Genomic DNA, 25,578 nt, shown 5'->3' on the forward strand with positions numbered 1-25,578 from the left:
GCGCCTGCAGCAGCAACCATCCGGGCAAGCGCCCATCGGCCACCACCTCCAATCCAGGGCCGGACTGTCGCAGCCCCGCGGGAGCCGCGAGCTGAAGCCCCATGGGCTGGAGGTAAGGCATCACATTAGCCGGGCCCACCGGCACACACCGTCCCCCCTGCCTCTCGGCCGCCTTCAGCGACGCCCCGAATCGGGCACCGAGGGCCGCCAGTTCACCCCGCCGCGCCATACTGGCCGCCCGCTTTGCGCCTCGGACCTGCAGGCCCCCTTCTACCGGCGGGTAGTACCGGGTGCCAGTTCCCCACGCCCAAGTTGTCTAAATCACACGGAAACCGCGCTCCCGTGATAGGGAGGCGCGGCCACTGAACGGTGACATCCGGCCACTTCCGCAGCGCGCCGTACCTCCGGGCGGCCTTCGCTTCGTATGGCCGGACGGGTGGTCAAGTCGGTGTCCACGGCGGCCGTATGGGCAACCGCCGTGCTGCGGAGGGCTGTCTCGGCGGGGCGGGCCGTCTCGGTGGGGCGGGCCGTCTCGGTGGGGCGGGCCGTCTCGGTGGGGCGCGCGCGAGCCGTCAGCGGTGCCGGCCGGCGTTGAGCCGGGCGGCCTGGCGCGTCAGGTGGTCGCGCTCGGCGAGGTTGGGTGCCTTGCGGGCCGCCTCGGCGTACAGCCGTGCCGCCGTCTCCAGGTCGCCGTCGCGCTCGTGGAGGTATGCCGCCACCGCGGCGTAACGGGGCACGGGGTCTCCCCTGCCCGGAGAGCTGGGGGCGGAGTCGTCCAGCTCCGCGAGCGCCGCCAGGCCGGCGCGCGGTCCGTCGGCCTCACCGACGGCCACCGCGCGGTTGAGCCGGACGACCGGGCTGTCGGTCAGGCGCGCGAGCTCGTCGTACCACTCGACGATCTGCACCCAGTCGGTCTCCTCCGCGGTGGGTGCGTCGGCGTGGAGTGCGGCAATGGCGGCCTGGGCCTGGAACTCGCCCAGCCGGTCGCGGGCGAGGGCCGCCCGCAGGATCCTGACGCCCTCGGCGATCAGCCCGGTGTCCCACCGGCCGCGGTCCTGCTCGGCGAGCGGCACCAGGCTGCCGTCGGGCGCGGTCCGGGCGGCGCGCCGGGCGTGGTGGAGCAGCATGAGGGCGAGCAGCCCGGCCACCTCGGGGTGGTCGACCTGGGCCGCGAGCTGCCGGGTGAGCCGGATGGCCTCGGCGGCGAGGTCGACGTCGCCGGAGTAGCCCTCGTTGAAGACCAGGTAGAGGACGCGGAGCACGGTGGCGACGTCGCCGGGCCGGTCGAACCTTCCCCAAGCTCTCGACTTCGCTCGACCAGGGGAGACCCCAACGCGGGAGACGGTGCGCTTGGCCCGGCTGATGCGCTGCGCCATGGTGGCCTCGGGCACCAGGTAGGCCTGAGCGATCTGACGGGTGGTCAGCCCGCCGACGGCGCGCAGGGTGAGGGCCACCGCGGATGACGGCGTCAGTGACGGATGGGCGCAGAGGAAGTAGAGCTGGAGTGTGTCGTCCACCGCGGGCGCGGGGCCGGGCGCCGGCTCCTCGTCGACGCGGTCCTCGCGCCGGCGGCGGGCCGCGTCCGCGCGGGTCGCGTCGAGGAAACGGCGCCAGGCCACGGTGACCAGCCAGCCCTTCGGGTCCCGGGGAGGGCCGGCCGGCCAGACGCGGACCGCCTCGACCAGCGCGTCCTGCACGGCATCCTCGGCCGCCGCGAAGTCGGCTCCGCGGCGGACGAGGATGGCGAGCACGCTCGGTGTGAGGCTCCGGAGCAGGGCCTCGTCCATCGGTGAGGTCACTCCGTGATGGTGGGCGGCGCGGTCAGGAACGGGCGCAGTTCGAGCCACTCGTGGATCGGCTTCCCGCCCGCCCCGGGGGCGGCCGACAGCTCTCCTGCCAGCTCGACGGCGCGCTCGTAGCTGTCGACGTCGATCACCATCCAGCCGGCGATGAGGTCCTTGGTCTCGGCGAAGGGTCCGTCGGTGACCGGCGGGCGCCCCTCGCCGTCGTACCGCACCCACGTCCCCTCGGGGGCGAGCGCCTGACCGTCGACGAATTCACCGGTCTTCTCGAGCCGGGCCGCGAAGTCGTTCATGTACTGCACGTGCGCCGAGATCTCTTCCGGCGTCCACCGGGCCATGGGGACGTCGTTGACCGCGGCCGGTGCGCCTCGGTAGTGCTTGAGCATCAGGTACTTGGCCATCGTGCTTCTCCTCGGTGCGGGTGCGGCCCATTGTGGTCGCGTTCACTGCGGGGACGGAGCCGGTCACGGGTTCTCGACATCGCCGGGCGATTTTTTTCGCTCTTGCAGAGGAGCCGGGGCTCGTACCCCGGGCGGGCCGCGGCAGCAGCGGTGGAAGGGATGCCCCACCGGCCGGTGGCTCGGCTGACCGGGCTGTCCGGTCTCACGGTTACGATGATCTCCGCTGCGGCGCCATGTCGGGGGCATGCCGCCCCTTCGGCGTGCCACGTCAGGGCGGGCAGCGCAAAACGCACACACGGGGGATCAATGGCCGGCCATTCCGGATACCACGTCCAGCAGAGCGGCATGGACGCCGAGGCGAAGAAGCTCGACTCGGCGGGAGACGATACCGGCGACATCAAGGCCGCCATAGCCGACGCGGTCTGCTTCGACGACGACATGCTCGGCGGCTCCGATTCCGGCCCCGCCTACCGGTCGTTCTCCACCGCCTGGCAGCAGGAAGCGAAGACCCTGGAGAGCGCGCTCCACGAACTCGCCGACAAGGTCCGGGCGTCCAAGGGCAACTACGACCAGGCCGATCACGAGGTCATCTCCCAGGTCGGCGGAGCGGCGGGCTCGGGGAACCCGTCATGGACGACCAGGCCGGCCCCCGTGACCGACCGGTCCCCCTTCGGCTGAGCCGGGGCCGCGACGGTCCGCCCGGTCCGCCCCCTTTCGTCCGACGACACCGCACACGAAGGTCTTTTCATTCCCGATGGCTGAGCAGGGATCCACCACCGAGCGCCGCGCCGCGCTGGAGGCGTGCTACAAGCAGCTCCTCGACTGCGACGACAAGAACGAGATGATCAACCTGATCAACTCCGCCCTCGCGGTCCCGGCGCCGGTCGGCTCCGCCGGCACGCTGGAACTGCTGGGCAAGCGCTACCGCACCCAGTCCAAGAACGCCGACGAGGTCGCCCACAAGGTCAACCAGGTGGCGACCTCCGGCCTGCCGGAGGTCTGGGTGGGCAAGGCGAGTGTGGGAGCGACCGAGGTCGTCCAGGCCGCCGCGCGGGCGGCCGCGCAGATGGCCGAGGCCCTGCAGAAGGGCGGCAACGCCCTGCTGACCCTGAGCGACGCGGTCGGGGACGCCCAGAAGCTGGACGAGACCGGCCGGGGCCAGCTGCAGGAGGCGTTGTCCATCCTCGGTTCCGAGGACGGATTCTTCGACAGCATGGTGGACACCGACGAGGAGGAGGACGCGATCTGGCGGGCCGGCACGGTGGCCACCGCCGGTGTCGAGAAGATGCGCTCCGCGGCCCGGTCCGTCGACGACGCGGCCCGCGCGGCCGCCCGCGACCTCAACAAGTTCGCCTCCGAGGCGCGGTCGGGCAAGATGCACACCAGCGGCCTCTCCGCCGCCGACAAGCTCGTTCTCGCCGACACCGCGGGCGTCTACGGCCCGGCGGAGATGAACGAACTGCTCAGCGCGAACGACCTGGAGCGCTCGGGCCGGTACATGGAGAAGATGAATGCCAAGGACCGCGCCGAGTTCGACACGATGCTCGCTCAGTCCAAGTCACCGCAGGAGCGCGCCTACTTGGTGAAGGCGCTGGCCGCGGGCTACGACCTGGACGCCGTGTCGGACTTCCGGGAGAAGATCCACGGCAAGGACCCGGGATGGCTCCAGCGGCACCTCACGCCGGTGTCGACCGCCGGCGACAGCATGAACGACGAGGGCCGTGCCAAGGACGGCAGGAACAACAACACCGACGACCAGGCCTTCGGCGACGAACGGTGGTCGCAGGACGGGAACACCTGCGTGCCGTCCTCCACGGTGAGCGCCCGGGCCATGGTCGACCCCGTCTACGCCCTGGAGCTGACCGGCGGTCCCTCCGGGCAGGAGGACGACCCCGACGCCTTCCGCGACCGCTTGGGCGCCGAACAGCAGCGGGTGCACGACGAGGGCGACGGGGACTACGACTACGACTTCCCGTTCTCCCGGCACCCGGACGGTATGGACAGCGACGGCAAGACCACCGTGGTCAACAAGGAGATCAGCCCGCACACCGGTGCGTCGTACGACTACCAGGAGACCAGGAGCGCCGATGCCCGGCGCGATGTGCTGCCGGACATCGAGAAGTCCGTGGCCGACGGCAAGCCGGTGCCGATCGGCGTCGAGGGGTACAAGGACGGCGACCGCACCGGCCACGCGATGATGATCATCGGCCAGGAGGGCGACAAGCTCCAGGTCTACAACCCCTGGGGCACCACCACCTGGGTCAGTGAGGACGACTTCATCAACGGCCACATGGACAAGGCCTCCGACAACCGCATGCCCGACGCCTACGCCGTCCACCTGCCCGCCGACTGAAGCGATCCATGATGCGCACACACCTCCCCAACGCCGCCCCGCGCCGGGTACTCGTACCGGCCCTCACCACGCTCACCGCCCTCGCCGCGCTCACCGGATGCGGTCTCTTCGGCCCCGCCACCTATGACCGGGACGAGACCGCCATCGAGGCCAACCCCGGCGAGGAGTTCACCCTGTCCGTGCCCTCCAACGCCTCCCTCGGCGAACGCTGGTACGTGGCCGAGCCGAAGCCCGCCGCCGGTGTGGTGCGTGCGGCAGGCGAGGAGCAGGAGAACTCGGGGAGCGACGCGGACGGGGCGGACGGCGGCAGTCAGCTCTTCCGCTTCACGGCAGTCGGGCGGGGAAGCACCAAAATCCGGCTGATCCACTGCCCCGTGCACGCCTGCATCGACAAGGGCGAGGACTCGGCCACGGCGTCCCCGCCGCCCTCGCCGCCCCCCGGCTCCACGGTCGCACCGGCACCCGTCCGGCCGACCTACCACACCTACACCGTAACCGTGAAGTGACCGACCGCGAGACAGGTATGCATCCCACCCCTCCCCCAGGCAAGACCGACGACGAACTCGCCACGCTCGATATCACGGCGCTGCTGCGCTACGGCATCGGATTCGGCGGCTCGCACCGCACCGCGCTCTTCGGGGACGGTGCGGTGGGCGCCGCCGTCGTACTCGACCGGCAGGGCGTCCTTCCGCGTGCGGTCGCCTTCCTCGCCGAAATCGTCCGCAGCGGCGGGACCGGCTACGCCGCGGCGCTCCCCGAGCCGGTGCCGGGCGACGCCGCCGCACAACTCGTGTGTGGCTGGCTGCAGTCGGCCGCCTCCGTGGTGCGTACCGTGGAGGGCGACCAGGACGTCGCCCGGTGGCTGGAGTCCGTCGCCGCCCTCATGGCGCTCCGGCTCACGTACCGGGCCAGGACCGCGGGACCCGGCGCCGGCTGAGCCGGCGACGGCCGCCTACCTTTCGGGCTCCGCCGCCGCGACGGGCTGCGCAGGCACTCGGCTCCGTGGCGCGGCTTCCGGGGCCGGGGACGGCGCCCTCCTCCGCATCCGCGACACCGCGACGCCGGACAGGCACAGGAGGCCGCCGCAGAGCGTCAGCAGGCCGGGGACCTCGCCGAGGAACAGCCACGACAGGAAGACGACGAGCACCGGCACCGCGTAGGTCGTGGTGCCCATCTTCCCGACGGTCGTCCGCGACACCGCATAGGCCCAGGTGGTGAACGCAAGGGCCGTCGGGAAGACGCCCAGGTACACGATCTGCAGCGTCGCCGCCGCGGGCGCCCGGCTCACCTGCGACATCAACTGCCCGGCGAACGGCAGGCAGGCCACCGCTCCGGAGAGCGCACCGAACGTCGTCACCTGCATCGGTGTGGCGTGCCGCAGCGTCGGCTTCTGCAGCACCACACCCACCGCGTTCGCCAGCGCCGCGCACAAGCACAGCAATACGCCGATGAGAGACGACTGTCCTTTGCCGGACAGGGACAGTCCGACCACCACGGCCCCGGTGAACGACACCGCCATGCCCGCCATCAGTTTGCGCGGGAAGCCCTCCTTGAGCAGCCATCCGCCCAACAGCGCCATCAGAATCGGCCCGATGTTGATGATCAAGGCAGCCGTTCCGGCATCCACCCGCTGCTCGCCCGCGTTCAACGCCACCATGTACGCGCCGAACCACAGGACTCCCGAGCTGATGATGCCGGGCCAGGCTTCGCGCGGCGGGAATCCACCGCCACGGACCAGCAGGAGGACGCTCAGCACGACGGACGCCACCAGCAGTCTGCCCAGGGCAAGCGCGCCCGGCCCGAAGTACGCGGCGGAGTTGCGGATCACGATGAACGCCGAGGCCCACAGCAGCACGGTGACCAGGGCCGCGGCGACCGCGCGCCCGTCTGGCCCGCTCGCGGAGCCGGCCCCGCCGTCCGCTGTCGTTGTTCCCGCCTGTCGGCTCACGAGGGTGTCCTTCCGGAGTCGCTGTGTGCGAGGCGCGGCGAGAGTGGCCGTTCGCTCGGTTTCGGGTGGCATCGGCTTCCTTCGGGTGGCATCGGCTTCTTCTTCCGGCGCAGCATTCCGACCGCGATTCCGACGACGACAAGAGCCGCGGCGCAGAATGTCACCGGGGTCATGTGCTCGCCCTGGAATAACCAGGCGGATGCCAGGCCGAATACCGGGACGAGCAACGAGAAGGGGGCAACGGTCGGCGCGTCATAAATCCGCAGGAGGTATCCCCAGGTGGCGAACCCGAACAGCGTTGCCCCCCACGCCACGTAGAGGGCGGCGCCCAGCCCGCTGAGGTTCATCTGCTGCAGCGCCCGCAGGTCCGCGTCGCCACCCTCGAAGAGCACGGAGAGGAGCGCGAGCGGTACGGGCGGTACGACACTGACCCAGACCATGAACCGGAAAGCGTCCGGCGAGCCCGCCTTCCGCATCGCGATGTTCGACAGACCCCAGCACGCCGCCGCGCCCACGACCAGCAGAAATCCGGTCAGGGTGCCGGCCGTCGAGTCCAGACCGGCCAGCACGATGCCCACCGAGGCAATGGCCGTGCCGGCGATCTGCACCCGCCGGGCGCGTTCCTTCAACAACACCGCGGCGAACAGCACGGTGAACGCCGCCTGGCCCTGAAGGACCAGGGAGGCCAGTCCCGGGGGCAGTCCCGCATGCATACCGAGGAAGAGCATGCCGAATTTCATGATGCCGAGCGTGACCCCTACCGCGACCACCCAGCGCCAGGCGACTTGCGGCCGTCCGACGAAGAAAACCGCGGGAAATGCGGCCAGGAGAAATCGCACGGCGGAGAAGAGAAGTGGCGGAAAATCGCGCAGCCCTACGTCGATCACCACGAAGTTCGCACCCCATACGGCGGCGACTGCCACCGCCAACGCCACGTGTACGGGCTTCATGCCAATTGCTCCTGGGACGCGCTTCTTCGGGATGTCCCATCACAACAGCCGCCGTCCGAAAGGGCCAGCGAACGTTTCTGAAGGTGGGGTATTAGCATCGCTTCATGTTCGACCTCAATCGCCTGCGTGCGCTGCGAGCCGTGGCCACCCACGGCTCGGTGACGCGTGCGGCGGCCGCTCTGGGCTACACGCCGTCCGCCGTCTCCCAGCAGATCGCCAAGCTGGAGCGCGAGACCGGCTCCGCACTGCTCGACCGGCAGGGCGGCAAGGTCGGACTCACGCCCGCGGCCTGGCTGCTCGCGGAGGCGACGGACGAGGTCACCGCCGTGCTGGAGCGGACCCGTTCACGGCTGGAGGAACAGCGTGACCAGCCCACCGGGCAGTTGGTGCTCGCCACGTTCCCCACTGCCTGCCGGGGTTTCGTCGCCGCCTCGCTCGCCGACCTCGCCGGGCGCCACCGCGCCCTGGACTGCCGGCTGGTGGAGTGCGACCCCCACCTCGCCATCAGCCTTGTCGTACGGGGTGAGGCGGATGTCGCCGTCGTGCACGACTGGCACAACATCCCGCTGACACTTCCCGCCTCGCTGTCCGTCACCGAACTGGGTGAGGACATCGCCGACATGATCCTTCCCGCCGGGCACCCGCTCGCCGACCGGGCCCTGGTGACCCCGTACGACCTGCGAGGGGAACGCTGGATCGGACACGGCCCCGGCGCCATGTGCCATGAGTGGCTGGTGCGTTCCTTCTCCGATCTCGGCATCGAACCGGACCTCGCCTACAAGGTCGACCAGTTCGAGTCCCAAATAGCCTTACTGGCGGTGGGGTTGGGCGTCGCCATGGTGCCCCGGCTCGGCCGCGGCGCCCTGCCGTCCACCGTCCGTGTCGTCCCGATGGATCCCGCGCCCTCCCGCCGGCTGTCGGCCGTCTGGCGCTCCCAGGCCGACCGCAGACCTGCCGTGCACGCCGCCTTGGCGGCACTGCGCGGGCGGTGGCCGGGCACGGATGCCGGCCCCGCGCGGGCCTGTTGATCTGACGTCCGCGGTCCTCACGGACGGCGGTGTGTTTCGTCGTCGGCGCGGCCACCGGCGCCCAGGAGTCCGGTCGCCTCGAAAGGGGTGCGGGCAGCCAGCCGAGGGAGCTCCCGCCGTGCGAGCCGGGTGACGACGGCGGGCAGGGCAGCACGTACCGCCTGTGCCGCACGGAGCCAGGCCGGTACGTAGACGGCAGCGGCACGGCGTTCCACGGCGGTGACCAGCCGGGCGGCGACCCACCCGGCCGGATAGACCTTCCTCGCGGGCGGGGGCATGTGGGCGCGGAGCTCGCGCAGCACGGGGTGCCGGTCCGCGTCCCGGATCATGTCGGTGTCGGTCCAGTTCAGATAGGCGATTCCGACGCCCACGCGCTGAGGGGCGAGTTCGGCACGCAGCGAGTGCGCGAGGGATTCCACCCCGGCCTTGGAAGCACAGTAGGCGCTCATCAGGGGAGCGGCTCCGATGGAGGCCGTCGAGGCGATCTGCAGGAGGTATCCGTGTGTGGCGAGCAGGTCCGGCAGGAAGGAGCGCGCGGTGATCGCACTGCCGGTCAGATTGACCTCGATCACCCGGCGCCAGGTTGCCGGATCGGACTCGGCGAAGGGCCCGCCTTCGGCGATCCCGGCGTTCGCCACGACGACGGACACCGGACCCAGGCGGTCGCGGACCTCCTGCGCCACCTGTCGCATGGCGTCGTCGTCGGTGACGTCGACCGCCCAGCAGCTCGATGCTGCCGGAAGGGACGACGCCACTCGGCGCAGTGCCGCTTCCTCCCGCCCCAGCAGTGCCACCCGGGCCCCTCGCCGGGCCAGCTCGCGGGCGATTTCCTTCCCCAGACCGCGTGCGGCTCCGGTCACCACCGCGGTGCGTCCGTGCAGCGCGTGCGGCCGGCGCGCGCCAGCCGTCGAACGCGGTCGTGGTGAGTGCGCTGAGCGCGGCGGGAAGGGCATCGAGAGCTCCCCACTCCTGACGACAAGCGGTCGGGCTCCTTTCGTTTCACGGTAGGCGCGCCGGGGCGACGGCGCGCGCCGCGCGGCGGGCCGCCATGGGTGCCGGCCGCTGTCGTCCGTCCGGCGGACCGCTTTCCGGTACCTTGCGCGAACGGGTGGCACGTTGTGCGTACGCGTGCCAACCTTCTGTAATCAGTCGGCGGCTGCCGTGGCCGTCGCCGGCGTCACAGCGACTGTCATCCCAGTCGCCGGGTGCACAGTCGCCGCCTGCAGATCCGCTGTCTGCACCGTCGCTGTCTTCACGGGGGGCCGAACAGCGTGCAGGAACGTCCGTTGGGGATACAGGGCATCGAGGCCCTGTACGAGGAGTGCCGCAGCCGGCTGCAGGACGGCAGAACCGCTGCCGGCGGGCGCGGGCTTCCCACCGTCGTCCTCGTCGGACCGCGGGGCAGCGGCAAGACCACCACTCTGAACTGGCTCGGCTACCTCGGATCACGGCGCCCGCACGCGTACTTCGACTTCGGCTCCGCCACGCCCCGCAGGCCCCATGAGGTCGCCGGCCGTCTGGCGTACGGGCTGTCGCACCGCTTTCCCCGGCAGACCCCCCTGGTCTTCCCGCGGCTGACGCTGGGGCTGGCCGTGGTGGCCCCCGAGCTGTCGCTGGACGCGACGGATCCCGAGCGGGCCAAGAAGCAGTTGCGCCAGGCGCTGCGCGGACCCCAGGAGCCCAACGCCGCAGCCGACCGGGTCGCCGCGGTGGCCGGGTTGCTGCAGGACCTCAACCTGGTCCGGATCCCCGGCGTCAGCCTGCTGGCCAGCCTCATCCGGCAGCCGCCCAGCATGCCGCTGCGGGTGACCCGGCACACCGGATTCGCCTGGTACGCCGGTCCGCTGGCCGCCCTGGACGCGCTCGTCGAACTGAACCAGCTGAGCAAGAGCGAGGAACCGGCGGACCGGGCCGCGGTGGACCGGCGGCTGTGCGAGGCGTTCCTGGCCGATCTGCGCGGCGAGTACGCGCGCCGCCAGCGCGACCGCAACTGCGTCGTCCTGCTGGACAACATCGATGCTCCCGGCGGGCGCGAATTCCTGGACCTGCTCATGGAGCTCCGGGACGCCGGCGGGCAACCGGATCCGCTCCTGGCCGTGGCCGCGGCGTCGAACGTCGGGCGGGTGCCGGCGATGTTCGCGACCGGCCCGGCGGGGGTACGGCTCCGCACCCCCGAGCAGGCCTGCTACGCCGACTGGGAAGCGGCCGTCCCGGACCCGCCGCCGGACCGCTCCTGGCGCTGGTACTGCGTCCACCTGCGCGGCCTGACCGCCGGCGAGACCGCCCAGCTCGGCACGAACATCGCCGCGCGGCTGCCGGAAGCACCGCTGCTCGCCCACCGGTTGACCGACGGCCATCCGTGGAGCGTCCGGCAGCTGCTCACCGCCTCGGCACGGCTCGTGGGCCGCGAGGACCCGGAGCGGCTGCTGCGCGCGGTGCTCTCCGGCACCGCGCCGTCCGCGGAAGGCGCCGACGAGGGGCCGCGGCTGGAAGAGGAGGCGCGGCAGTACCTGCTGCGCGATCTGACCGACGACCAGCACCGTGCGCTCGTCGAGTGCTGTGCCGCCCGCGAGTTCGACGCCGCCTGCGACGCGGGACTCCTCGACCGCTTCCAGTTGCACACCCGCGATTCGCTGGCCCGGGTGGTCGCGACCAGATTATGGCTGACCGACCCGGTCCCCCAGGATGCCGAGGCCCGCGGTGGCCGGGGCAGCGGATATCTGGAAGGCATCCATCCGCACCCGTTGCGCGGCAGCTCCGTCCTGCATCCGTGGCTGCGCCTGCTGCTGTTGCAGGAGCTGGCCGCCCGCCCGGACCGCTGGATCGCCGTCCACGGACAGCTGCGCACGTGGCACGCCCACCACGGCCACCCGCTGGAAGTGCTGTACCACTCCCTTGCGCTGCACCGGGTGGATGACGTCGTCGAGCATCTCGCCCGGCGTCTGGTCGAACTCTCCGACACCGACGTCTGGTTGTACGAGCTGTACACGATCACCGCCGCACCACTTCGGGAACCGGTGCGGCCGGAGCAGCCCGCCACGCTGCGTCTGGAGCAGTTGGCCGCCGACCTCGCGCCCCGCTCGTTCGCCGAGCACACGCCCCTGACCCTGCTGGTGGTCGGGCTGTGGCTGGCGTCCGATCCCCGCAACCGGCTGCCCGGTACGAATCCCGAGCTCAACCGGACCGTCAACGCGATGCTCCAGGACCTTGCCATGCGCTCCGTCCCCCGCCGGATCGGGCTCATGCACGAGGCCGCGAAGTACGTGTGAGCACCCTGCAGCACCCCGTCCCTAGGAGCCGGCCCCATGCATCTGCCCCCGCAACCCGCCGACGCACTCCCCCCGTGGTGGAAGGGGTGGCGAGGAATCGCCGCCCTCGCACTCGCGCCGGCGCTGATAGCCGGCGGGCTCTGGTTCCTGTGGCCGGTGACGGAGGACACCAGCTGCGCGGCAGACCAGCCGGGGCTGCACTGGGACGGCACCGGCCCGCAGCGGGAGTGCGTCGGCATCACGGACGAGAAGGCCTTCGCTTTCGACCCCCGTCTCAAGGGGATCACCGACCGGATCGCCCAGGAGAACCGACGCGTCCGCGCCCAGTGGGAGAATCCCGCCTCCGGAAAGAGCCGGCTGCCCTACGTCAAGGTCGGCGTTTTGATGCCGATGACGGAGAGCGACACCAGCGCGCTGCCCCTCGCGGAGATCCGCACGAGCCTGGAGGGCGCCTTCATCGCGCAGTGCCGGGCGAACGCCTGCCCCGAACTGTCCACGACCAGCTCCACCGGCATCCAGGGCAAGACGCCGCTGATCCAGCTCGTGCTGGCCCATGAGGGACGTAACGAGACGCACTGGAAGCCGGTGGTACGGCAGTTGGCCGACCTGGTGGGCGACGAGCATCCGCTGGTGGCCGTCACCGGCATGGGCGTCAGCATCCCGGAGACCCAGGCAGCGGCCACCGAACTCAGCCGGCTGAAGATCCCCGCGATCGGTGCGGTCCTGACCGCCACCGACCTCAACTCACCCCGCCTGTTCAAGGTGTCGCCCTCCAACGTCGACTACGCCAAGGCGCTCCGCCGGTATCTGGACCACTCACCGCTGGCGGGGCACCGCGGCTACCTCGTCTTCGACAGCCGGGACGACAACTACGTCAAGACCATGCGCAAGGCGTTCGACGACGAATTCAGCGACTACGTCGGCCGGCGGCGCGCCTCGTTCGTCGGCACGACCGGCCACAACCCCGCGGGCATCCCCCGGCTCTTCTACAACGCCGTCAACAACATCTGTCTGACCAAGGCCCAAGTGATCTTCTACGCCGGACGGGACCGCGATCTCGCCGACCTCATCCGTGCCCTGTCCACCCGCGGCCAGTGCGGTCACGACGCGCCGATCACTGTGATGACCGGGGCCACCGGGGCGTTCGCGCAGGGGCAGCAGGTACGGAGCCTGCTCAGGGACAACAAGATCACCATCCTGGACGTCTCGGCGACGAGTCCGGCCCAGTGGGTGCGTGGCGTCCATGCCCCGTCCGGTTTCAAGCCGTTCCACCAAGCCCTGCGGGACCTGCGGTTCCCCGACTCGGTGATGGATGACGGATACGCGATCATGCACCACGACGCCGTACTGACCGCGATCTGGGCCACCCGCAACGTCACCGGCCAGACCGGCAAGGAAGCGCCCGACGTGCAGGACGTGTACAACGAGATGACCAATCTGCATGACGCGAGCACCGTTCCCGCGGCCGGTGGAGAGCTCAGCTTCGACGACGCCTCCAACGGCTGGCCGCACAACAAACCGGTTCCGGTGATCCGGCTGCCCGAACCCCTCAAGGATCCCGGCCCGCCCTACCTGGTGCCGTGACCCGGTCCTGAACAGGTCAGCGCGGCGTACTCCGCGACCATGACCTGCATACGGCCTGGCGGAAGATCCAGCCGAGCCTGAGTTGACCTGCTTGTCCGGCTCCGGGTGTCGCGGCCCGTACCGCGGTGGCGGTACGGGACCGGCGGCGCCGGACGCGGCCATACGCCTACCGTGGCCCCGGGTGGCGGTACCGGGCCCCGCCCCGGCCCTCAGATCTCCAGCGCGCCCCTGAACCTGCCGTGCCCGACGTCCAGGCTGGTCACAGCGAGCCGGCCATGGCCCACCCGGTCGAGCACTTCGACGGTCGTCGGCTGGATGGAGATCCACGACGCCGCCTCCTCCGGGTCGCGGACACCTTCGGCGTACTCCTCGGCCTCTTCCGGGTCGTACAGTTCGTCGTCCTCGTCCTGCATCAGGGCCCGCTCGAACTCCATGGGCTCGCCGACCCATTCGGGGTCACCGTAGGTGCGGTAGCCACGTTTGTCCTGCCCGTTCTCCGCGACCCACCACACCCGAGCGCCATTGCATTCGTCCACTGCGTAGAAATGGGCTTCCCCGCACCGGGCACTGAGTTTTTCGACGGCTTGTGCCCAATTGTCGTTGAGATAGTCAGCACCGTAGACGAGCCGCCAGCCGTCGAATTCGGGAGTGATGAACACCCGGTATTCCGTGGTGGTGGTGCCGTCAGCGCAAGGGTGATCGAGCGAATTCTCCTCGTGGACGGCGGCGGACACCCCCAGGGCCGTGGTGACGGGGCGCGCGTCGTGCAGCCCCAACGCCCCGACGATGTCCTGCACTTCCGCCCGGGGCACCGCCACCCAGGACCCGGTCGGAAGGTCACCGGGCGTTTCGTCCAGCAGCTTGATCCGTACGAGTCGTTCAACGGCCGCCCGGTCGGCGGGGGTCAGGGCATCGGCGCCGCCGACACCCGCGAGCATGCGGAGCGCGGCCGGCCGCAGGCGGCCGGGGCCTTCGCTGCGCACCCTCCTCAGGGGCTCGATCGCCGCGGTGCCAATGCCCTCCAGGCACAGCTCCGCGGCCAATCGCCGGGTCCCTTCGCCATCGACGATCAGCGGCAGAAGGTGCTCCACGGCCGGGGCTCCGAGTGCGACCAGCCGGTCCGTCGCCGCCCTGCGCTCGTCCCATTCCCCAGCGGCCAGTTGACGTACCAGCGCGGCGACTTCCTCACTCATGGGAACGATCCTAGCCGAGCGGATAATGCCCTCACCTCGAAGGCAATGCCTTGGACCGGCCGCCCAGTACGGCGAAAAACTTGTCGCGGCCAAGCCTTTTCCGTGGCTCTCGGGCCTGCCTATGTTCCACCGGGGGAGCGCCGCACCCCGACCATCGCACACCGGATACCGGATACCGGCTATCCCATACCCGCCACCTCAGCATCCTTCCTGGAGGACCGCACCTTGCACAGCAACGCCACCGTGAACTCCACGCAGGCCACCGGCTCCGCACACACAGCGGACCCCACACCAGCCGTGAAATCCGCACACCCCACGGGCTCCACACAGGCCATGGACTCCGCCGATTCCGCGGATTTTCCACACCAGTTCGCCCGCACCCGCCGCTTCTCCGTCGGAGTGCCGCGGCAATTCACGCTCTCCCCCGACGGCAGCCGGGTGCTGTTCGTCCGCACGGCCTCGGGCACCGATCCCGTCGGCCGACTGTGGCAGTACGAGGACGGGACGGAACGGCTGCTGGCCGATCCGGCGCTCCTGGTCGGAGCCGGTACCGGGGCGGTCCCCGAGGAGGAGCGGCTGCGCCGGGAGCGCGCCCGTGAGCGGTCCGTGGGCGTGGTGTCCTACGCGACCGACAGCGCCGCCCGTCTCGTGGCGTTCGCGCTGTCCGGAGCGCTGTGGGCGGTGCGCACCGACGGTGGCGCGCCGTTCTCCGTCCCGGCCGCAGGTCCGGTGGTCGACCCGCGCCCCTCCCCCGACGGGCGGCACATCGCCTACGTGAGCCGCCGCTGTTTCCACGTCGTCGATCTGAGCGGTACCGACCACCGGCTGGCCGCCTCGGAAGGCCCGGACGTCTCCTACGGACTCGCCGAATACGTGGCCGCCGAGTCCATGCACCGGATGCGCGGCTACTGGTGGGCGCCGGACAGCCGGCACGTCCTGGTGGCCAGGGTCGACACCGGCCCCGTGGAGCGGCGCTACATCGGCGATCCGGCTGATCCGGCGAAGCCGCCGCGGGCGATTCCGTATCCGGCGGCCGGTACGCCCAATGCCGAGGTCACCCTGCAGATCCTCTCCCTGGAGGGGGAACGGGTCGAAGTGGAGTGGGACCGCAGGGCGTACGAGTACCTGGTGGACGCCGGCTGGGATGCACACGGCCCGTACCTCGCCGTCCAGAGCCGCGACCAGCGGGTCGTGCGCACGCTCTCGGTCGATCCGGCGACCGGGGCCACCGCAGTGCTGCATGAGCGGACCGATCCGGCATGGGTGGAGCTCGTTGACGGCACCCCGGCCCGTACGGCATCGGGCGCCCTGGTGCTGCCTGAGGACGACGACGGCACCCGGTATCTGACCGTCGGCGGCCACCGGGTCACCCCGGAGGGTCTGCAGCTGTGCACGGTCCTCGGGGTCGAGGGCGAGCGGGTGCTGTTCACCGCGAGCGAGGACCCGTTGGAGACCCATGTGTGGTGCCATGCCCCCGGCCACGGCTGCCGCCGGCTGAGCCACGGTCCCGGCCGGTACACCGGTGTGGGGCGTGGTGGCACGGTCGTCCTGGCGGGAGTGACGCCGCGGGGCGATGAAGTCGGTGTGCTGCGGGGGACGGGGCCGGCGGCGGGGACGGTGCCGGGACCGGAGTCGGACACGGGGACGGGGACGGGGACGGGGACGGCCTCAGGGTCTGGGACGGGGACTGGGACGGGGACGGGGACACACGTCGACGCGCCCTCGCCCTATCCGGAGGTCATCGCCTCGCTCGCCGAGGAGCCCTTGGTCACCCCGCGCCCCCGCCATCTCCTCCTCGGGGAACGGCAGTTGCGTGCCGCACTCTTCCTGCCGTCGTGGCACGAGGAAGGCGCCGGGAAGCTGCCGGTGCTCCTCGACCCGTACGGGGGCCCTGGCACGCAGCAAGTGGAGCGGGGCCGCGGGTGGCCCAGCTGCGTTTCGCAGTGGTTCGCCGAGCAGGGGTTCGCGGTGCTGGTGGTCGACGGACGCGGGACACCGAACCGCGGCCCGGCCTGGGAAAAGGCCATCCTCGGCGACCAGCTCACGCCCGCACTGGAGGACCAGGTGGACGCGCTGCAGGCGGCCGGGGCGCGCTTCGACGACCTGGACCTGACACGGGTGGGGATCCGCGGCTGGTCGTTCGGCGGGTTCCTCGCCGCGGCCGCGGTGCTGCATCACCCCGAGGTCTTCCACGCGGCGGTCGCCGGCGCCCCGCCCACCGACCAGCGCCTGTACGACACCCACTGGAAGGAACGGTACCTGGGCCACCCGGCGGAGCACCCGGAGAACTATGTGCGCTCCTCACTGGCCGGCCACGGCCATCTGTTGCGCCGCCCCCTCCTGCTGATTCACGGGCTCGCGGACGACAATGTGGCCGCCGCGCACACCCTGCGTTTCTCGGCGGAACTGCTCGCGGCAGGCAAACCGCACAGTGTGCTCCCGCTCCCCGGCGCCACCCACCTGCCGGCCGACGACACGGTCAACGCGCAGTTGCTGTACTTCCAGCGGGACTTCTTGCTGGATGCGGTGGCGGCGGGCGTGGACGGGGGCTGAGGGGCCCTTGCGAGCTCGGCTCCGTGGTCGCTCGGCCGGCGGGGGCCCGGCTCGGCGGCTCCCCCGGGTACGGGCACCTTCGGGCCTCCCCTGCCCCTCGTCCGACCTCCGTCTCCCCCTCGGCACTGCGCTTCCGCAAAGGGAGCGTCCCGCATTGAACACGCCGGGCGGCCCCTCCGTATGGACCTTGTGCAACGTCCATGGAGCACGGAGTACCACGCGCACCACAGGCACCACCATGAACCGGAGGCACACGATGGCTCGACAGGCAGCGTCGCAGCGGACCGAGACCGAAGCGATGACCGCGACGGAGGAGACCGGACAGGCGACGGCAGGTCGCGGGGCGGCGCGGCGAACCGTCGTCGCGGCGGTCGGCGCGGCCGGGCTGACGGCGGCGCTCGCGGCCTGCGGAGGCAGCATGGAGGACGCAGGGAGCGGCAATTCCAAGGCGGAGGGCGGCGGTCAGGCCGGCAGCTCGGGGGCGAGCGGTGGTGACGCCGCCGGTGGGGGCGGCGGCACCATCCTCGCCAAGACATCGGAGATCCCCAAGGGTGGCGGCAAGATCTTCAAAGCCGACAAGGTCGTCGTCACTCAGCCCCAGGACGGCGACATCAAGGCGTTCTCCGCGATCTGCACCCACGCGGGCTGCGTCGTCGGCGAGGTCTCCGGCGGCACCATCAATTGCATGTGCCACGGCAGCAAGTTCGACATCACCGACGGCAGCGTGAAGAAGGGCCCCGCCACCAAGGGGCTGGCACCGGCCAAGGTGAACGTCAAGGGCGGTTCGGTCGCACTCGGCTGACGGCTCACACGTGCCACCGGCCCGCCGGGACTGCTCTCCCGGCGGGCCGGTGGCACATGCGCCGCCCAGGGCACTGGGGGGAATCCGGGGAATATCAGGCCCGCTCCGCTTTGAGCTGCTGTCCTCTAGGCTGGCGCGGCGGCTGATGAGCAGGAGCGGGCCGTCGCACACTGCGAGCGGATCACCGTCGCGGTGGATCTGCGTGAGGACTGGCCGGGCGCGCAGGCCGCCGCAGGGCACGACCCGGCCGTGCCGACCGCGTGGATCGCCGAAGGACTACTGATCTATCTGCCCAGGGACGCGGTGGAACTACTGCCGGCCCGGATCAATACGCAATCGGCGGCAGGCAGTCGGATGGGGCTGACATTGGGCCCGCGCGGCGTGATCGACCGCTTCGGCGCGGACGCCGCGCCGGGATCGGCGGCATCCATGTGGGTCTCGGAGATGCCCGACGACCCGGTCCGCTCCGACCAGGACAGACCGCCGCGGAAGCGACACGAAGCTGAGACTTGCTGGTCAGGGCCCTCGTTCGTTTCATTGGTCCGCTACCGCACTATCCCGCGCTGCGCGGCGGCAGCCGCTGTGTGATCCGGTCGAACAAGTCCGTCAGCGGCTCGCCGATCTCCTGGCCGAACTCAGTCAGCCCGTAGGTCACTTGGGGCGGCGTCGTCGGCTCGACCTCCCGCCGGACCAGGCCGTCCTGGACCAGCGCGCGCAGGGTCTGGGCGAGCATCTTCTCGCTGATGCCCTGGATGCTGTCGCGCAGCGCGTAGAACCGAAGGTCGTTGCTCCGCAAGGCGATCAGCACCCAGATGCCCCACTTGCTGGTCACGTGGTCGACCAGGTCACGCGCGGGGCAGTCGGTGTGAAACACCTCATACCGAGCGCCCGCCTCGGCCTGTGTCAGCTGCGCGCCTTCCCTCATATCCGGAGCTTACCTCCGGGTATGTTCTTACGAAAAGTACGCCCGGCTCCTAACGTCAACTCCCGTAGCGCACAACGAACCAGGAGCTGAACATGATCGTGGTGACCGGGGCAACCGGGAACGTGGGCCGGCCTCTGACGCAGGCCCTGACCGACGCGGGCGAGCAGGTGACAGCGGTGTCGCGGCACGCGGCGGCGGTACCGGACGGAGTCCGCCATATGGTGGCCGACCTGACCGAACCGACCAGCCTCACACCCGCGCTGGCCGGGGCGAAGGCGCTGTTCCTCCTGCTGTCCGGCGATCTGCACGCCCCCGAAGCCAGGCCGGCCGACATCATCGGCCTGGCCGCGGCCCGCGGGGTCCGCCGGATCGTCCTGCTGTCTTCGCAAGGCGTGGCAACCAGGCCGCTCGGCCCGACGCGGGTCGCGATGCGCGCGCTGGAGGACGCGCTGCGGGAGTCCGGCCTGGACTGGGCCGTCCTGCGACCGGGCGGCTTCGCCTCCAACGCCCTGGCCTGGGCGGAGTCCGTCCGCACGCAAGGAGTGGTCGCGGCACCCTTCGGCGACGTCGGCGTGCCCGTCGTCGACCCGGCGGACATCGCCGAGGTCGCGGCCGCCTGCCTGCTGGACGACCGGCACACCGGCGGGGTGTACGAGCTGACCGGGCCAGAGGTGATCACGCCGCGTCAGCAGGCTGCGGCCATCGCCGCCGCGCTCGGCTCGCCGGTGCGGTTCCACGAACTCACCCGCGACGAGGCCAAGGCCGCGATGACCCCATTCGTGCCGGCGGAACTCGCCGACGACACCCTGGACATCATCGCCGCCCCGAACCCCGCCGAACTGCGGATCAGCCCGGACGTGGAACGAGCCCTCGGCCGTGCCCCGCGCCCCTTCGACGGCTGGGTCGCCCGCAGCATCGCCGCATTCCGCTGAGACACAACGGATTCGGACGCAACCGTGAGACTGGCTGACTTGAACACGGCGTGAGACATCGGGGCCAGCCGCAAGCCACAGCCTCGCGGTAGGACACGAACCGCGAGAACCTGCATGACGGACAGAGATCCCGGCGCCGCTTAGCAGACGCGGCCGTAGCTGATCGGGGCGATATCGGCGCCCTGGACGAACCCGGGCGCCTCCACCCGTTGACGGATTCTCGCCGGCGGCCGTCGATGCAGTATGATCATGAAGCAACTTCGGTCCTCGGGCCGGAAACGCGCGTCTGTGGTCCAAGGAAAGACGTCCACCAGCCGGTGGGAGATGCAGGTGCAAGGCCTGCCGGGCGCTCCACCAAGGGGCCCTTCCTCGTACGGGGAAGGGCCCCTTTTTTTGAAGGGTCGGCCCGCTCGCCGACCACAACTCACCCCAACCCACCTCCACTCGCGCGGAGAGCATCAACCTCTGGATACCTCGCAGCCAACGCGGAGTGCTCGGGGCAACGATCGTAGAGGTGTGCGAGGCTGACGCGATGCCGCTCTCCCCTCCCCCTGCAGAGCCGATAACGCGGCGTGGTCTTCCTCTCGTTGGAGGCCTCGCGGCTGCTTCCGGTGGCCGTCGCCCGCAGCGCCTTCCGGCTGGCCGGGGCCGCGCGGGGCGCGCTGTCGGATCGCGGTGCGCATCGGCGAGCGGATCGAGGAGCCGACCGCCCTCGAACACTTCCTGACCGCCCGCTGGGGCATGCACAACGCCTTCTTCGGCCGACCGGTGTATCTGCCCAATATCCACCCGCGCTGGCCGCTGCACCGGGCCGAACTTCTGTACTGTGAGGATGAATTGGTGACCGCCGCCGGGCTGCCGTCGCCGGCCGGCCCGCCGGTGAGCGTGCTGTACTCCCCCGGCTTGCCGGTTCGCTTCGGCCGCCCTGTCCGCCCGGGCGGCCTGCCCACCCCCTGAGCCCGCGCAGGGCGCATGGCGGGCCACACCCCTGCTCGTCGCCCCGGTGATCCGGGCACGTCCGGGTCGCCCGGGAGCCTCCGGCGGTCAAGCCGACGCCGGGCGCCCCGGAGCCAGCTCAGCGGGTCAGCAGGTCAGAGGGTCAGCGGGTCAGCGGGTCAGCGACCATCGCGCAGTCGTCGCCATATGGCCAGGACATCATCGGTGGTGGTGACGGTGGCGACCAGAGCGAGGGTGTTGCGGACCATCGCGGTGGTGTAGTCGGCGGGTACCCCCGCGATGGCGTCCGCGGGCACCACGGCCGTGTAGCCCAGATTGACCGCATCGAACACGGCATTGGGGATCGCCACATTCGCCGACACCCCGGTGACGACGAGCGTCCGGCATCCGAAGTTGCGCAGCAACGCATCCACTTCGGTGCCGGCGACCGGCGAAAGGCCGTGCAGTCTGCGCACCACCAGATCGTCCTCCGAGACGGGGATCGGATCGGCGACGCGTACTGCGGTGGATCCGGTGAGCTGCTGGACGGGCAGCCGCTCGGCCGCCCGGAAGAGGCGGGCATTGTGGCTGGCGCCGCGGCCGTCGGGACGGCGTTCGGCCACCGCGTGCAGCACTTGGACGCCGGTGTCGTGGGCGGCCGCCACCAGCCGGGCCACCCGCGCCAGCGCACCCGAAGTGCGGGCCGCGTCCGCCAGTTCGGGCAGCGCGCTGTCCGGGCCGACCACGCCGCGCTGGCACTCGACGGTGAGCAGCACCGTCGACGCCGGGTCCAGTTGCTCGATGAGCCGTGCAGCGCCCGAAGACATCGCGTTCCCCTCTGATCGCATTCCCCTCTGACGGGCGTGATTCCCTGCCGGCCTGGCGGCGAGCCTGGCCCCTCACCCACCCGGGCCGGGCCGGGCCGGGCCGGGCCGGGTGGGTGAGGGGCCAGGCCGGGCCGGGCCGGGCCGGGCCGGGCGAGGGTACCGGGCATTGCGCACGTCAGGAAGAGCCCGCATCATTCCTGACACGATTCCTGACACCTCGTCAGGTCGTAGCGAGGCAGGTGCCAGGCAAGCGGGACAGCCAGTTCAGTGCCGCCCCAGGAGGGGGCACACGACGGAGGGCGATGAAGCATGGCCGACACACAGCGACGCGGGCGCCGGATCATGATGACGCGGGGCGAGCTCGACGCCTTCCTCGCGGCGCAGCGCACCTGCCGGGTCGCGACGGTCGGTGGCGACGGCGCGCCGCACGTCGGAGCGCTCTGGTTCGTCTGGGACGGTACGGCGCTGTGGCTGTATTCGATCACCCGGAGCAAACGGTGGGCACAACTGCGCAGGGACCCGCGGCTCGCTGTGGTCGTCGACGACGGGCACGAGTACGGCGAACTGCGTGGGGCCGAGCTGACGGGCCGCGCGGACTTCGTCGGCGAGGCGCCGCGCACCGGCGAGCCGTGCCCCGGGCTCGACACCCCGGAACGGCTCTTCGCCAAGAAGTACTTCGGGATGTCCGCGATGCCGCACGACGGCCGCCATGCATGGCTGCGCCTGACACCGGAGTCGGTCGCGTCGTGGGACTTCCGCAAGATCCCGGGGTGAGCGGGTCAGGGCGGGGGCGGGGCAGTGCGGAGGTGGGGCAGTGCGGAGGTGGGGCAGTGCGGAGGTGGGGCAGTACGGGGTGGTGGTGCGGGGTGGCGTGGGGCCGATCACCGGGCACGGAGGGAATCGGCCCCGGGATCTGATCGCGTTGTCAGTGGTCTCTGCGAGAGTGGTGGGGGTCAGCCCGCTTCGGTACCGGCAGGTGCGGGAGCGGGACGGTCCGGCCGCCACGGGCCGGGTACCGACGAGGACGAAGGAGATCCGGTGAACGTGCTCTTCCCCGCGCTGCGCGACGCTTCACCCGCACCCGCGCTGCGCTTCGGTGACCGCACCCTCAGCTATCGGCAATTGGCGTCGGTGGCGGGCAAGGTCGCCGAGCGGATCGCCGGCGAGACCCGTATCGCCGTGTGGGCGACGCCGACGCTGGAGACCTCGGTCGGTGTGGTGGGTGCGCTGCTCGCCGGAGTGGCCGTGGTGCCGCTGAATCCGAAGGTCGGCGCATACGAGCTGACGCATATCGTGACGGACAGTGCGCCGTCGCTCGTCCTCGCCGAACCGGGCGCCGATCTGCCGGGCCCGCTCGCCGCGCTGCCCCGTGTCGACATCGAGACAGCCGAGCCGCCGGAGGGCGCCGAGCCGGGCCCGCTGCCGAACGAACCGGGCGACGAGGCACCGGCCCTGATCGTCTACACCTCCGGCACGACCGGCCCGCCCAAGGGCGTGGTCCTCCCCCGGCGCGCCATTGCGCACACCCTCGACGCCCTGGAGGACGCGTGGCAGTGGACCGCCGACGACGTCCTCGTCCACGCCCTGCCGCTCTTCCATGTCCACGGCCTGATTCTCGGCATCCTCGGACCGCTGCGCCGCGGCGGCTGCGTCCACCACCTGGGGCGCTTCAGCACCGACGCGGTGGCCCGTGAGCTCTCCGCGGACGCCACCATGCTGTTCGGCGTGCCGACGATGTATCACCGCCTGGCCGCCGAGGCCGGCCGCGACCCCGCACTCGCCAAGGCGCTCTCCCGTGCCCGGCTGCTGGTCTCCGGCTCGGCCGCACTGCCGCTGACCGATCATGAGCGGATCGCGGCGGCCTCCGGCCGACGGGTGATCGAGCGCTACGGCATGACGGAAACGCTCATGAACACCAGTGTGCGGGCGGACGGCCCCGATGCCACGGGCACGGTGGGCGTGCCGCTGCCGGGGGTGTACGTCCGGCTCGTCGACGACGCGGGCCGGGCCATCGACGAGAACGACGGCGAAACGGTGGGCGAGATCCAGGTCCGCGGCCCGAACCTCTTCGTCGAATACCTCAATCGCCCCGATGCCACCGCCGCCGCGTTCGACGGAGGATGGTTCCGCACCGGCGACATGGCCATCCGGGACGGCGCAGGCAACTACCGCATCGTGGGCCGCAAGGCCACCGACCTGATCAAAAGCGGCGGCTACAAAATCGGCGCGGGCGAGATCGAGAACGCACTGCTGGCACACCCCGGGGTCGCCGAGGCCGCCGTCACCGGCGCGCCGGACGAAGACCTCGGCGAGCGGATCGTCGCCTGGGTCGTGGCGGAGACCGGTCCGGACGCGGGCCCGGCACCCTCGGGCCAGGAGCTCGCCGATCATGTCGCCCGCCAGCTCGCGCCGCACAAGCGGCCCCGCACCGTGCACTTCCTGGACGCCCTGCCGCGCAACGACATGGGCAAGATCCTGAAGCGTGAGCTCCGTGCGTAACGGCGGACGGGACGGGGCCGGGGCCGGAGACGGACGCCGCGGGGCGGACGACGACCGGGGCGCGAGGGGCGCGGGCGCGGGTGCAGGCGCGGGCCACACGGCCGCGGACGACAACCGGACTCCGGCCACCGCCACTCCAAGCACTCCCACGACTACCACCACTGCCACGACGAAGCCATGCGCCCGGCTGACGGCGCGTCAAGCCATAGCGGCGGTGGCGGATACGTACACCGAGACGACCGTTCCCGCCGGCCGCGAAATGCCCCCGGCGACATCGGCCCCACCGGACGGCCCGCTCGGCTGGCGTGGTTACGACGACGCCCGGGCCCGTGTGCGCGCACGGACCGGCGAGGAGGAGTCGGTGGTCACCGCCCTGGCCACGATAGGCGGCAGGGAAAGCGTCGTGCTCTCCTTCGAGTTCCGCTATCTGGGCGGCTCCCTGGGCGAGCGCACCGGCGACCGTCTGGAGGCCGCCTACGCGCTCGCCCGCGCACGCGGCCTGCCGGTCGTTTCGCTGATCGCCACGGGCGGCAGCCGCATGCAGGAGGGGATGCGCGCGCTGACCCAACTCCAGCGGGTGGCCCGGCAGTCGGCACTGAACCGCGCCGCGGGGCTGCCGCAGATCGCCGTGCTGCGCGATCCGACGACCGGCGGCGGCTGGGCCACCCTCGGCGCGGCTGCCGATGTGATCCTCGCGCTTCCCGGGGCACAGGTCGGCTTCGCGGGCTCGCGGGTGCGCCCCCCGGACGCCGACCCGTACGCCTACTCCGCCGAGGGGCAGCTCGCCTCCGGTCAGATCGATGCCGTCGTGCCGCCCGACCAACTGCGGGGCACGCTCCAGCGGTGGATGCACCTGCTGTGCCCGCCCCCTCGGCACCGCACGGGCACCGTGGAGCCCGCGCCTGCGCCGTACGCGCTCGGGGCTCCCGGGCTGCCGGAGACCGGCTGGGGTGCGGTGGTCCGCGCCCGCGAGCCCGGCCGGCCGCGCGCCGAGGCGTATCTGAGCGCGTACTTCGACGACCGGGAGGAGATCAGCGGTGACCGCTGCGGCGGCGCCGACCCCGGGATACGGTGCGGTTTCGGCCGTCGCGAGGGGCGCACGATCGCCTTCGCCGCCCAATGCGGCACCGCCACCCGCCCGGGCGGTTTCCGTACCGCCGCGCGCCTGATCCGGCTCGCCGACCGGCTGGGCATCCCGGTCCTCACCCTCGTGGACACCCCGGGCGCCGCCAACGATGCCGCGGCCGAGCGGGCCGGTGCCGGCGCGGCCATCGCCGAGGTCTTCGCGGCGCTCGCCACGGCCGACGTGCCGGTCACCTCCCTGCTCATCGGCGAGGGTGGTTCGGGCGGTGCCCTGGCCCTTGCCGCACCGGGCCGGCTGTGGGCGACCCCGGACAGCTACTTCTCCGTGATCGCCCCGGAGCTGGCCGCGGCCATCCTCAAGCGCGACGAAACACAGCTCCACGAGACCGCTGACCAGCTCCGCATCCGCCCCCAGGACTTGCTGGAACTGGGCGTCATCCAAGGCATCGTCCCACCGCCCTGAGCGGGAGGCGGCGAGAGCCAGGCGGCAGGA

At 71.5% G+C, this 25,578-nt stretch carries 21 protein-coding genes, 1 tRNA gene and 2 pseudogenes; 16 read left to right on the forward strand and 8 right to left on the reverse strand.

The features are described 5' to 3' along the window. Positions 1 to 572: 572 nt before the first annotated feature. Together CFW40_RS03700 and CFW40_RS03705 are read right to left on the reverse strand one after the other, a co-directional pair. Positions 573 to 1,787 carry an RNA polymerase sigma factor gene (locus CFW40_RS03700; protein WP_088796433.1) on the reverse strand — a complete coding sequence of 405 codons (1,215 nt, stop codon included), beginning with the start codon at positions 1,785 to 1,787 and terminating at the stop codon, positions 573 to 575. Between the two features lie 8 nt (positions 1,788 to 1,795). Then, positions 1,796 to 2,203 (reverse strand): YciI family protein, encoded by a 408-nt coding sequence (locus CFW40_RS03705; RefSeq protein WP_088796434.1) that lies wholly within the window; start codon positions 2,201 to 2,203, stop codon positions 1,796 to 1,798. 306 nt (positions 2,204 to 2,509) lie between these two features. Here CFW40_RS03705 and CFW40_RS03710 point away from each other — a divergent pair, with 306 nt between their 5' ends. From CFW40_RS03710 to CFW40_RS03725, 4 genes are all read left to right on the forward strand, one after another. Then, a complete protein-coding gene (locus CFW40_RS03710; RefSeq protein ID WP_088796435.1) occupies positions 2,510 to 2,881 on the forward strand; it encodes a type VII secretion target in 372 nt (123 codons plus the stop codon). A 76-nt stretch (positions 2,882 to 2,957) separates the two neighbouring features. Beyond that, positions 2,958 to 4,556 (forward strand): peptidoglycan-binding protein, encoded by a 1,599-nt coding sequence (locus CFW40_RS03715; protein ID WP_088796436.1) that lies wholly within the window; start codon positions 2,958 to 2,960, stop codon positions 4,554 to 4,556. A gap of 8 nt (positions 4,557 to 4,564) precedes the next feature. Continuing rightward, complete coding sequence (locus CFW40_RS03720; protein ID WP_088796437.1) at positions 4,565 to 5,062, forward strand: protease inhibitor I42 family protein; 498 nt, start codon at positions 4,565 to 4,567, stop codon at positions 5,060 to 5,062. Further along, a complete protein-coding gene (locus tag CFW40_RS03725) occupies positions 5,059 to 5,493 on the forward strand; it encodes a hypothetical protein (RefSeq protein ID WP_306427423.1) in 435 nt (144 codons plus the stop codon). The genes CFW40_RS03720 and CFW40_RS03725 overlap by 4 nt, the downstream gene beginning before the upstream one ends. A 15-nt stretch (positions 5,494 to 5,508) precedes the next feature. Here CFW40_RS03725 and CFW40_RS03730 read toward each other — a convergent pair whose 3' ends face one another. Beyond that, entirely contained in the window at positions 5,509 to 6,504 is a 996-nt protein-coding gene (locus CFW40_RS03730) for a DMT family transporter (protein WP_256331610.1), read from the reverse strand. Then, positions 6,501 to 7,454, reverse strand: coding sequence for an EamA family transporter (locus CFW40_RS03735; RefSeq protein ID WP_088796440.1), 954 nt, complete (start codon positions 7,452 to 7,454; stop codon positions 6,501 to 6,503). Before CFW40_RS03735 ends, CFW40_RS03730 begins: the two co-directional genes overlap by 4 nt. Before the next feature lie 104 nt (positions 7,455 to 7,558). On the opposite strand from CFW40_RS03735, the gene CFW40_RS03740 reads away from it, so the two are divergent. Further along, positions 7,559 to 8,482 carry a LysR family transcriptional regulator gene (locus tag CFW40_RS03740; protein ID WP_088796441.1) on the forward strand — a complete coding sequence of 308 codons (924 nt, stop codon included), beginning with the start codon at positions 7,559 to 7,561 and terminating at the stop codon, positions 8,480 to 8,482. 17 nt (positions 8,483 to 8,499) lie between these two features. Here the strand turns inward: CFW40_RS03740 and CFW40_RS03745 are convergent, their stop codons facing one another. After that, the gene (locus CFW40_RS03745; RefSeq protein WP_088796442.1) at positions 8,500 to 9,435 is read right to left on the reverse strand and encodes an SDR family oxidoreductase; all 936 of its coding nucleotides are present in this window, start codon (positions 9,433 to 9,435) and stop codon (positions 8,500 to 8,502) included. Between the two features lie 333 nt (positions 9,436 to 9,768). Here CFW40_RS03745 and CFW40_RS03750 point away from each other — a divergent pair, with 333 nt between their 5' ends. Together CFW40_RS03750 and CFW40_RS03755 are read left to right on the forward strand one after the other, a co-directional pair. Continuing rightward, on the forward strand, positions 9,769 to 11,751 hold the full coding sequence (locus CFW40_RS03750) for a hypothetical protein (RefSeq protein ID WP_256331608.1): 1,983 nt from the start codon (positions 9,769 to 9,771) through the stop codon (positions 11,749 to 11,751). A 36-nt stretch (positions 11,752 to 11,787) separates the two neighbouring features. Next, on the forward strand, positions 11,788 to 13,335 hold the full coding sequence (locus CFW40_RS03755) for an ABC transporter substrate-binding protein (protein WP_088796443.1): 1,548 nt from the start codon (positions 11,788 to 11,790) through the stop codon (positions 13,333 to 13,335). A 209-nt stretch (positions 13,336 to 13,544) separates the two neighbouring features. On the opposite strand, the gene CFW40_RS03760 is transcribed toward CFW40_RS03755, so the two are convergent. Continuing rightward, positions 13,545 to 14,528 (reverse strand): HEAT repeat domain-containing protein, encoded by a 984-nt coding sequence (locus CFW40_RS03760; RefSeq protein WP_088796444.1) that lies wholly within the window; start codon positions 14,526 to 14,528, stop codon positions 13,545 to 13,547. A 333-nt stretch (positions 14,529 to 14,861) separates the two neighbouring features. Here CFW40_RS03760 and CFW40_RS03765 point away from each other — a divergent pair, with 333 nt between their 5' ends. The 3 genes and pseudogenes from CFW40_RS03765 to CFW40_RS03775 form a co-directional block, all read left to right on the forward strand. Beyond that, positions 14,862 to 17,081, forward strand: coding sequence for a prolyl oligopeptidase family serine peptidase (locus CFW40_RS03765; protein ID WP_088796445.1), 2,220 nt, complete (start codon positions 14,862 to 14,864; stop codon positions 17,079 to 17,081). Between the two features lie 298 nt (positions 17,082 to 17,379). Next, positions 17,380 to 17,883: a Rieske (2Fe-2S) protein gene (locus CFW40_RS03770; RefSeq protein WP_088796446.1), complete on the forward strand. Its 504-nt coding sequence runs from the start codon at positions 17,380 to 17,382 to the stop codon at positions 17,881 to 17,883. Between the two features lie 135 nt (positions 17,884 to 18,018). Beyond that, positions 18,019 to 18,345, forward strand: a pseudogene (locus CFW40_RS03775) (class I SAM-dependent methyltransferase); the annotation flags it as partial. Positions 18,346 to 18,436: 91 nt separating this feature from the next. On the opposite strand, the gene CFW40_RS03780 reads toward CFW40_RS03775, so the two are convergent. Next, positions 18,437 to 18,808 carry a helix-turn-helix domain-containing protein gene (locus tag CFW40_RS03780; RefSeq protein WP_088796447.1) on the reverse strand — a complete coding sequence of 124 codons (372 nt, stop codon included), beginning with the start codon at positions 18,806 to 18,808 and terminating at the stop codon, positions 18,437 to 18,439. Positions 18,809 to 18,900: 92 nt separating this feature from the next. Between CFW40_RS03780 and CFW40_RS03785 the strand changes: the two genes are divergently transcribed. The 3 genes and pseudogenes from CFW40_RS03785 to CFW40_RS03790 all read left to right on the forward strand — a co-directional run. Then, positions 18,901 to 19,740 (forward strand): SDR family oxidoreductase, encoded by an 840-nt coding sequence (locus tag CFW40_RS03785; protein ID WP_088796448.1) that lies wholly within the window; start codon positions 18,901 to 18,903, stop codon positions 19,738 to 19,740. A gap of 282 nt (positions 19,741 to 20,022) precedes the next feature. Beyond that, positions 20,023 to 20,094: transfer RNA gene (locus CFW40_RS36965), tRNA-OTHER, on the forward strand. Between the two features lie 212 nt (positions 20,095 to 20,306). Beyond that, positions 20,307 to 20,697: pseudogene (locus CFW40_RS03790) on the forward strand (DUF2071 domain-containing protein); the annotation flags it as partial. 158 nt (positions 20,698 to 20,855) lie between these two features. On the opposite strand, the gene CFW40_RS03795 reads toward CFW40_RS03790, so the two are convergent. Then, on the reverse strand, positions 20,856 to 21,503 hold the full coding sequence (locus CFW40_RS03795) for an isochorismatase family protein (RefSeq protein ID WP_088796449.1): 648 nt from the start codon (positions 21,501 to 21,503) through the stop codon (positions 20,856 to 20,858). Between the two features lie 309 nt (positions 21,504 to 21,812). On the opposite strand from CFW40_RS03795, the gene CFW40_RS03800 reads away from it, so the two are divergent. The 3 genes from CFW40_RS03800 to CFW40_RS03815 all read left to right on the forward strand — a co-directional run bounded on the left by CFW40_RS03800 (position 21,813) and on the right by CFW40_RS03815 (position 25,548). Next, a complete protein-coding gene (locus CFW40_RS03800; RefSeq protein WP_088796450.1) occupies positions 21,813 to 22,277 on the forward strand; it encodes a pyridoxamine 5'-phosphate oxidase family protein in 465 nt (154 codons plus the stop codon). A gap of 264 nt (positions 22,278 to 22,541) precedes the next feature. Continuing rightward, positions 22,542 to 24,002: an acyl-CoA synthetase gene (locus tag CFW40_RS03810; RefSeq protein ID WP_088796452.1), complete on the forward strand. Its 1,461-nt coding sequence runs from the start codon at positions 22,542 to 22,544 to the stop codon at positions 24,000 to 24,002. A gap of 259 nt (positions 24,003 to 24,261) precedes the next feature. Next, the gene (locus tag CFW40_RS03815) at positions 24,262 to 25,548 is read left to right on the forward strand and encodes a carboxyl transferase domain-containing protein (RefSeq protein WP_088801893.1); all 1,287 of its coding nucleotides are present in this window, start codon (positions 24,262 to 24,264) and stop codon (positions 25,546 to 25,548) included. Positions 25,549 to 25,578 lie beyond the last annotated feature (30 nt).

Origin of the sequence: Streptomyces sp. 2114.4 (genome assembly GCF_900187385.1) — a bacterium.
In the GTDB taxonomy this organism is placed as follows: domain Bacteria; phylum Actinomycetota; class Actinomycetes; order Streptomycetales; family Streptomycetaceae; genus Streptomyces; species Streptomyces mooreae.

Coding starts and splice junctions, on each gene's coding strand:
- CFW40_RS03700 (WP_088796433.1), bottom strand. CDS start 1,787: ATGGACGAGGCCCTGCTCCGGAGCCTCACACCGAGCGTGCTCGCCATC.
- CFW40_RS03705 (WP_088796434.1), bottom strand. CDS start 2,203: ATGGCCAAGTACCTGATGCTCAAGCACTACCGAGGCGCACCGGCCGCG.
- CFW40_RS03710 (WP_088796435.1), top strand. CDS start 2,510: ATGGCCGGCCATTCCGGATACCACGTCCAGCAGAGCGGCATGGACGCC.
- CFW40_RS03715 (WP_088796436.1), top strand. CDS start 2,958: ATGGCTGAGCAGGGATCCACCACCGAGCGCCGCGCCGCGCTGGAGGCG.
- CFW40_RS03720 (WP_088796437.1), top strand. CDS start 4,565: ATGATGCGCACACACCTCCCCAACGCCGCCCCGCGCCGGGTACTCGTA.
- CFW40_RS03735 (WP_088796440.1), bottom strand. CDS start 7,454: ATGAAGCCCGTACACGTGGCGTTGGCGGTGGCAGTCGCCGCCGTATGG.
- CFW40_RS03740 (WP_088796441.1), top strand. CDS start 7,559: ATGTTCGACCTCAATCGCCTGCGTGCGCTGCGAGCCGTGGCCACCCAC.
- CFW40_RS03745 (WP_088796442.1), bottom strand. CDS start 9,435: ATGCCCTTCCCGCCGCGCTCAGCGCACTCACCACGACCGCGTTCGACG.
- CFW40_RS03755 (WP_088796443.1), top strand. CDS start 11,788: ATGCATCTGCCCCCGCAACCCGCCGACGCACTCCCCCCGTGGTGGAAG.
- CFW40_RS03760 (WP_088796444.1), bottom strand. CDS start 14,528: ATGAGTGAGGAAGTCGCCGCGCTGGTACGTCAACTGGCCGCTGGGGAA.
- CFW40_RS03765 (WP_088796445.1), top strand. CDS start 14,862: ATGGACTCCGCCGATTCCGCGGATTTTCCACACCAGTTCGCCCGCACC.
- CFW40_RS03770 (WP_088796446.1), top strand. CDS start 17,380: ATGACCGCGACGGAGGAGACCGGACAGGCGACGGCAGGTCGCGGGGCG.
- CFW40_RS03780 (WP_088796447.1), bottom strand. CDS start 18,808: ATGAGGGAAGGCGCGCAGCTGACACAGGCCGAGGCGGGCGCTCGGTAT.
- CFW40_RS03785 (WP_088796448.1), top strand. CDS start 18,901: ATGATCGTGGTGACCGGGGCAACCGGGAACGTGGGCCGGCCTCTGACG.
- CFW40_RS03795 (WP_088796449.1), bottom strand. CDS start 21,503: ATGTCTTCGGGCGCTGCACGGCTCATCGAGCAACTGGACCCGGCGTCG.
- CFW40_RS03800 (WP_088796450.1), top strand. CDS start 21,813: ATGGCCGACACACAGCGACGCGGGCGCCGGATCATGATGACGCGGGGC.
- CFW40_RS03815 (WP_088801893.1), top strand. CDS start 24,262: ATGCCCCCGGCGACATCGGCCCCACCGGACGGCCCGCTCGGCTGGCGT.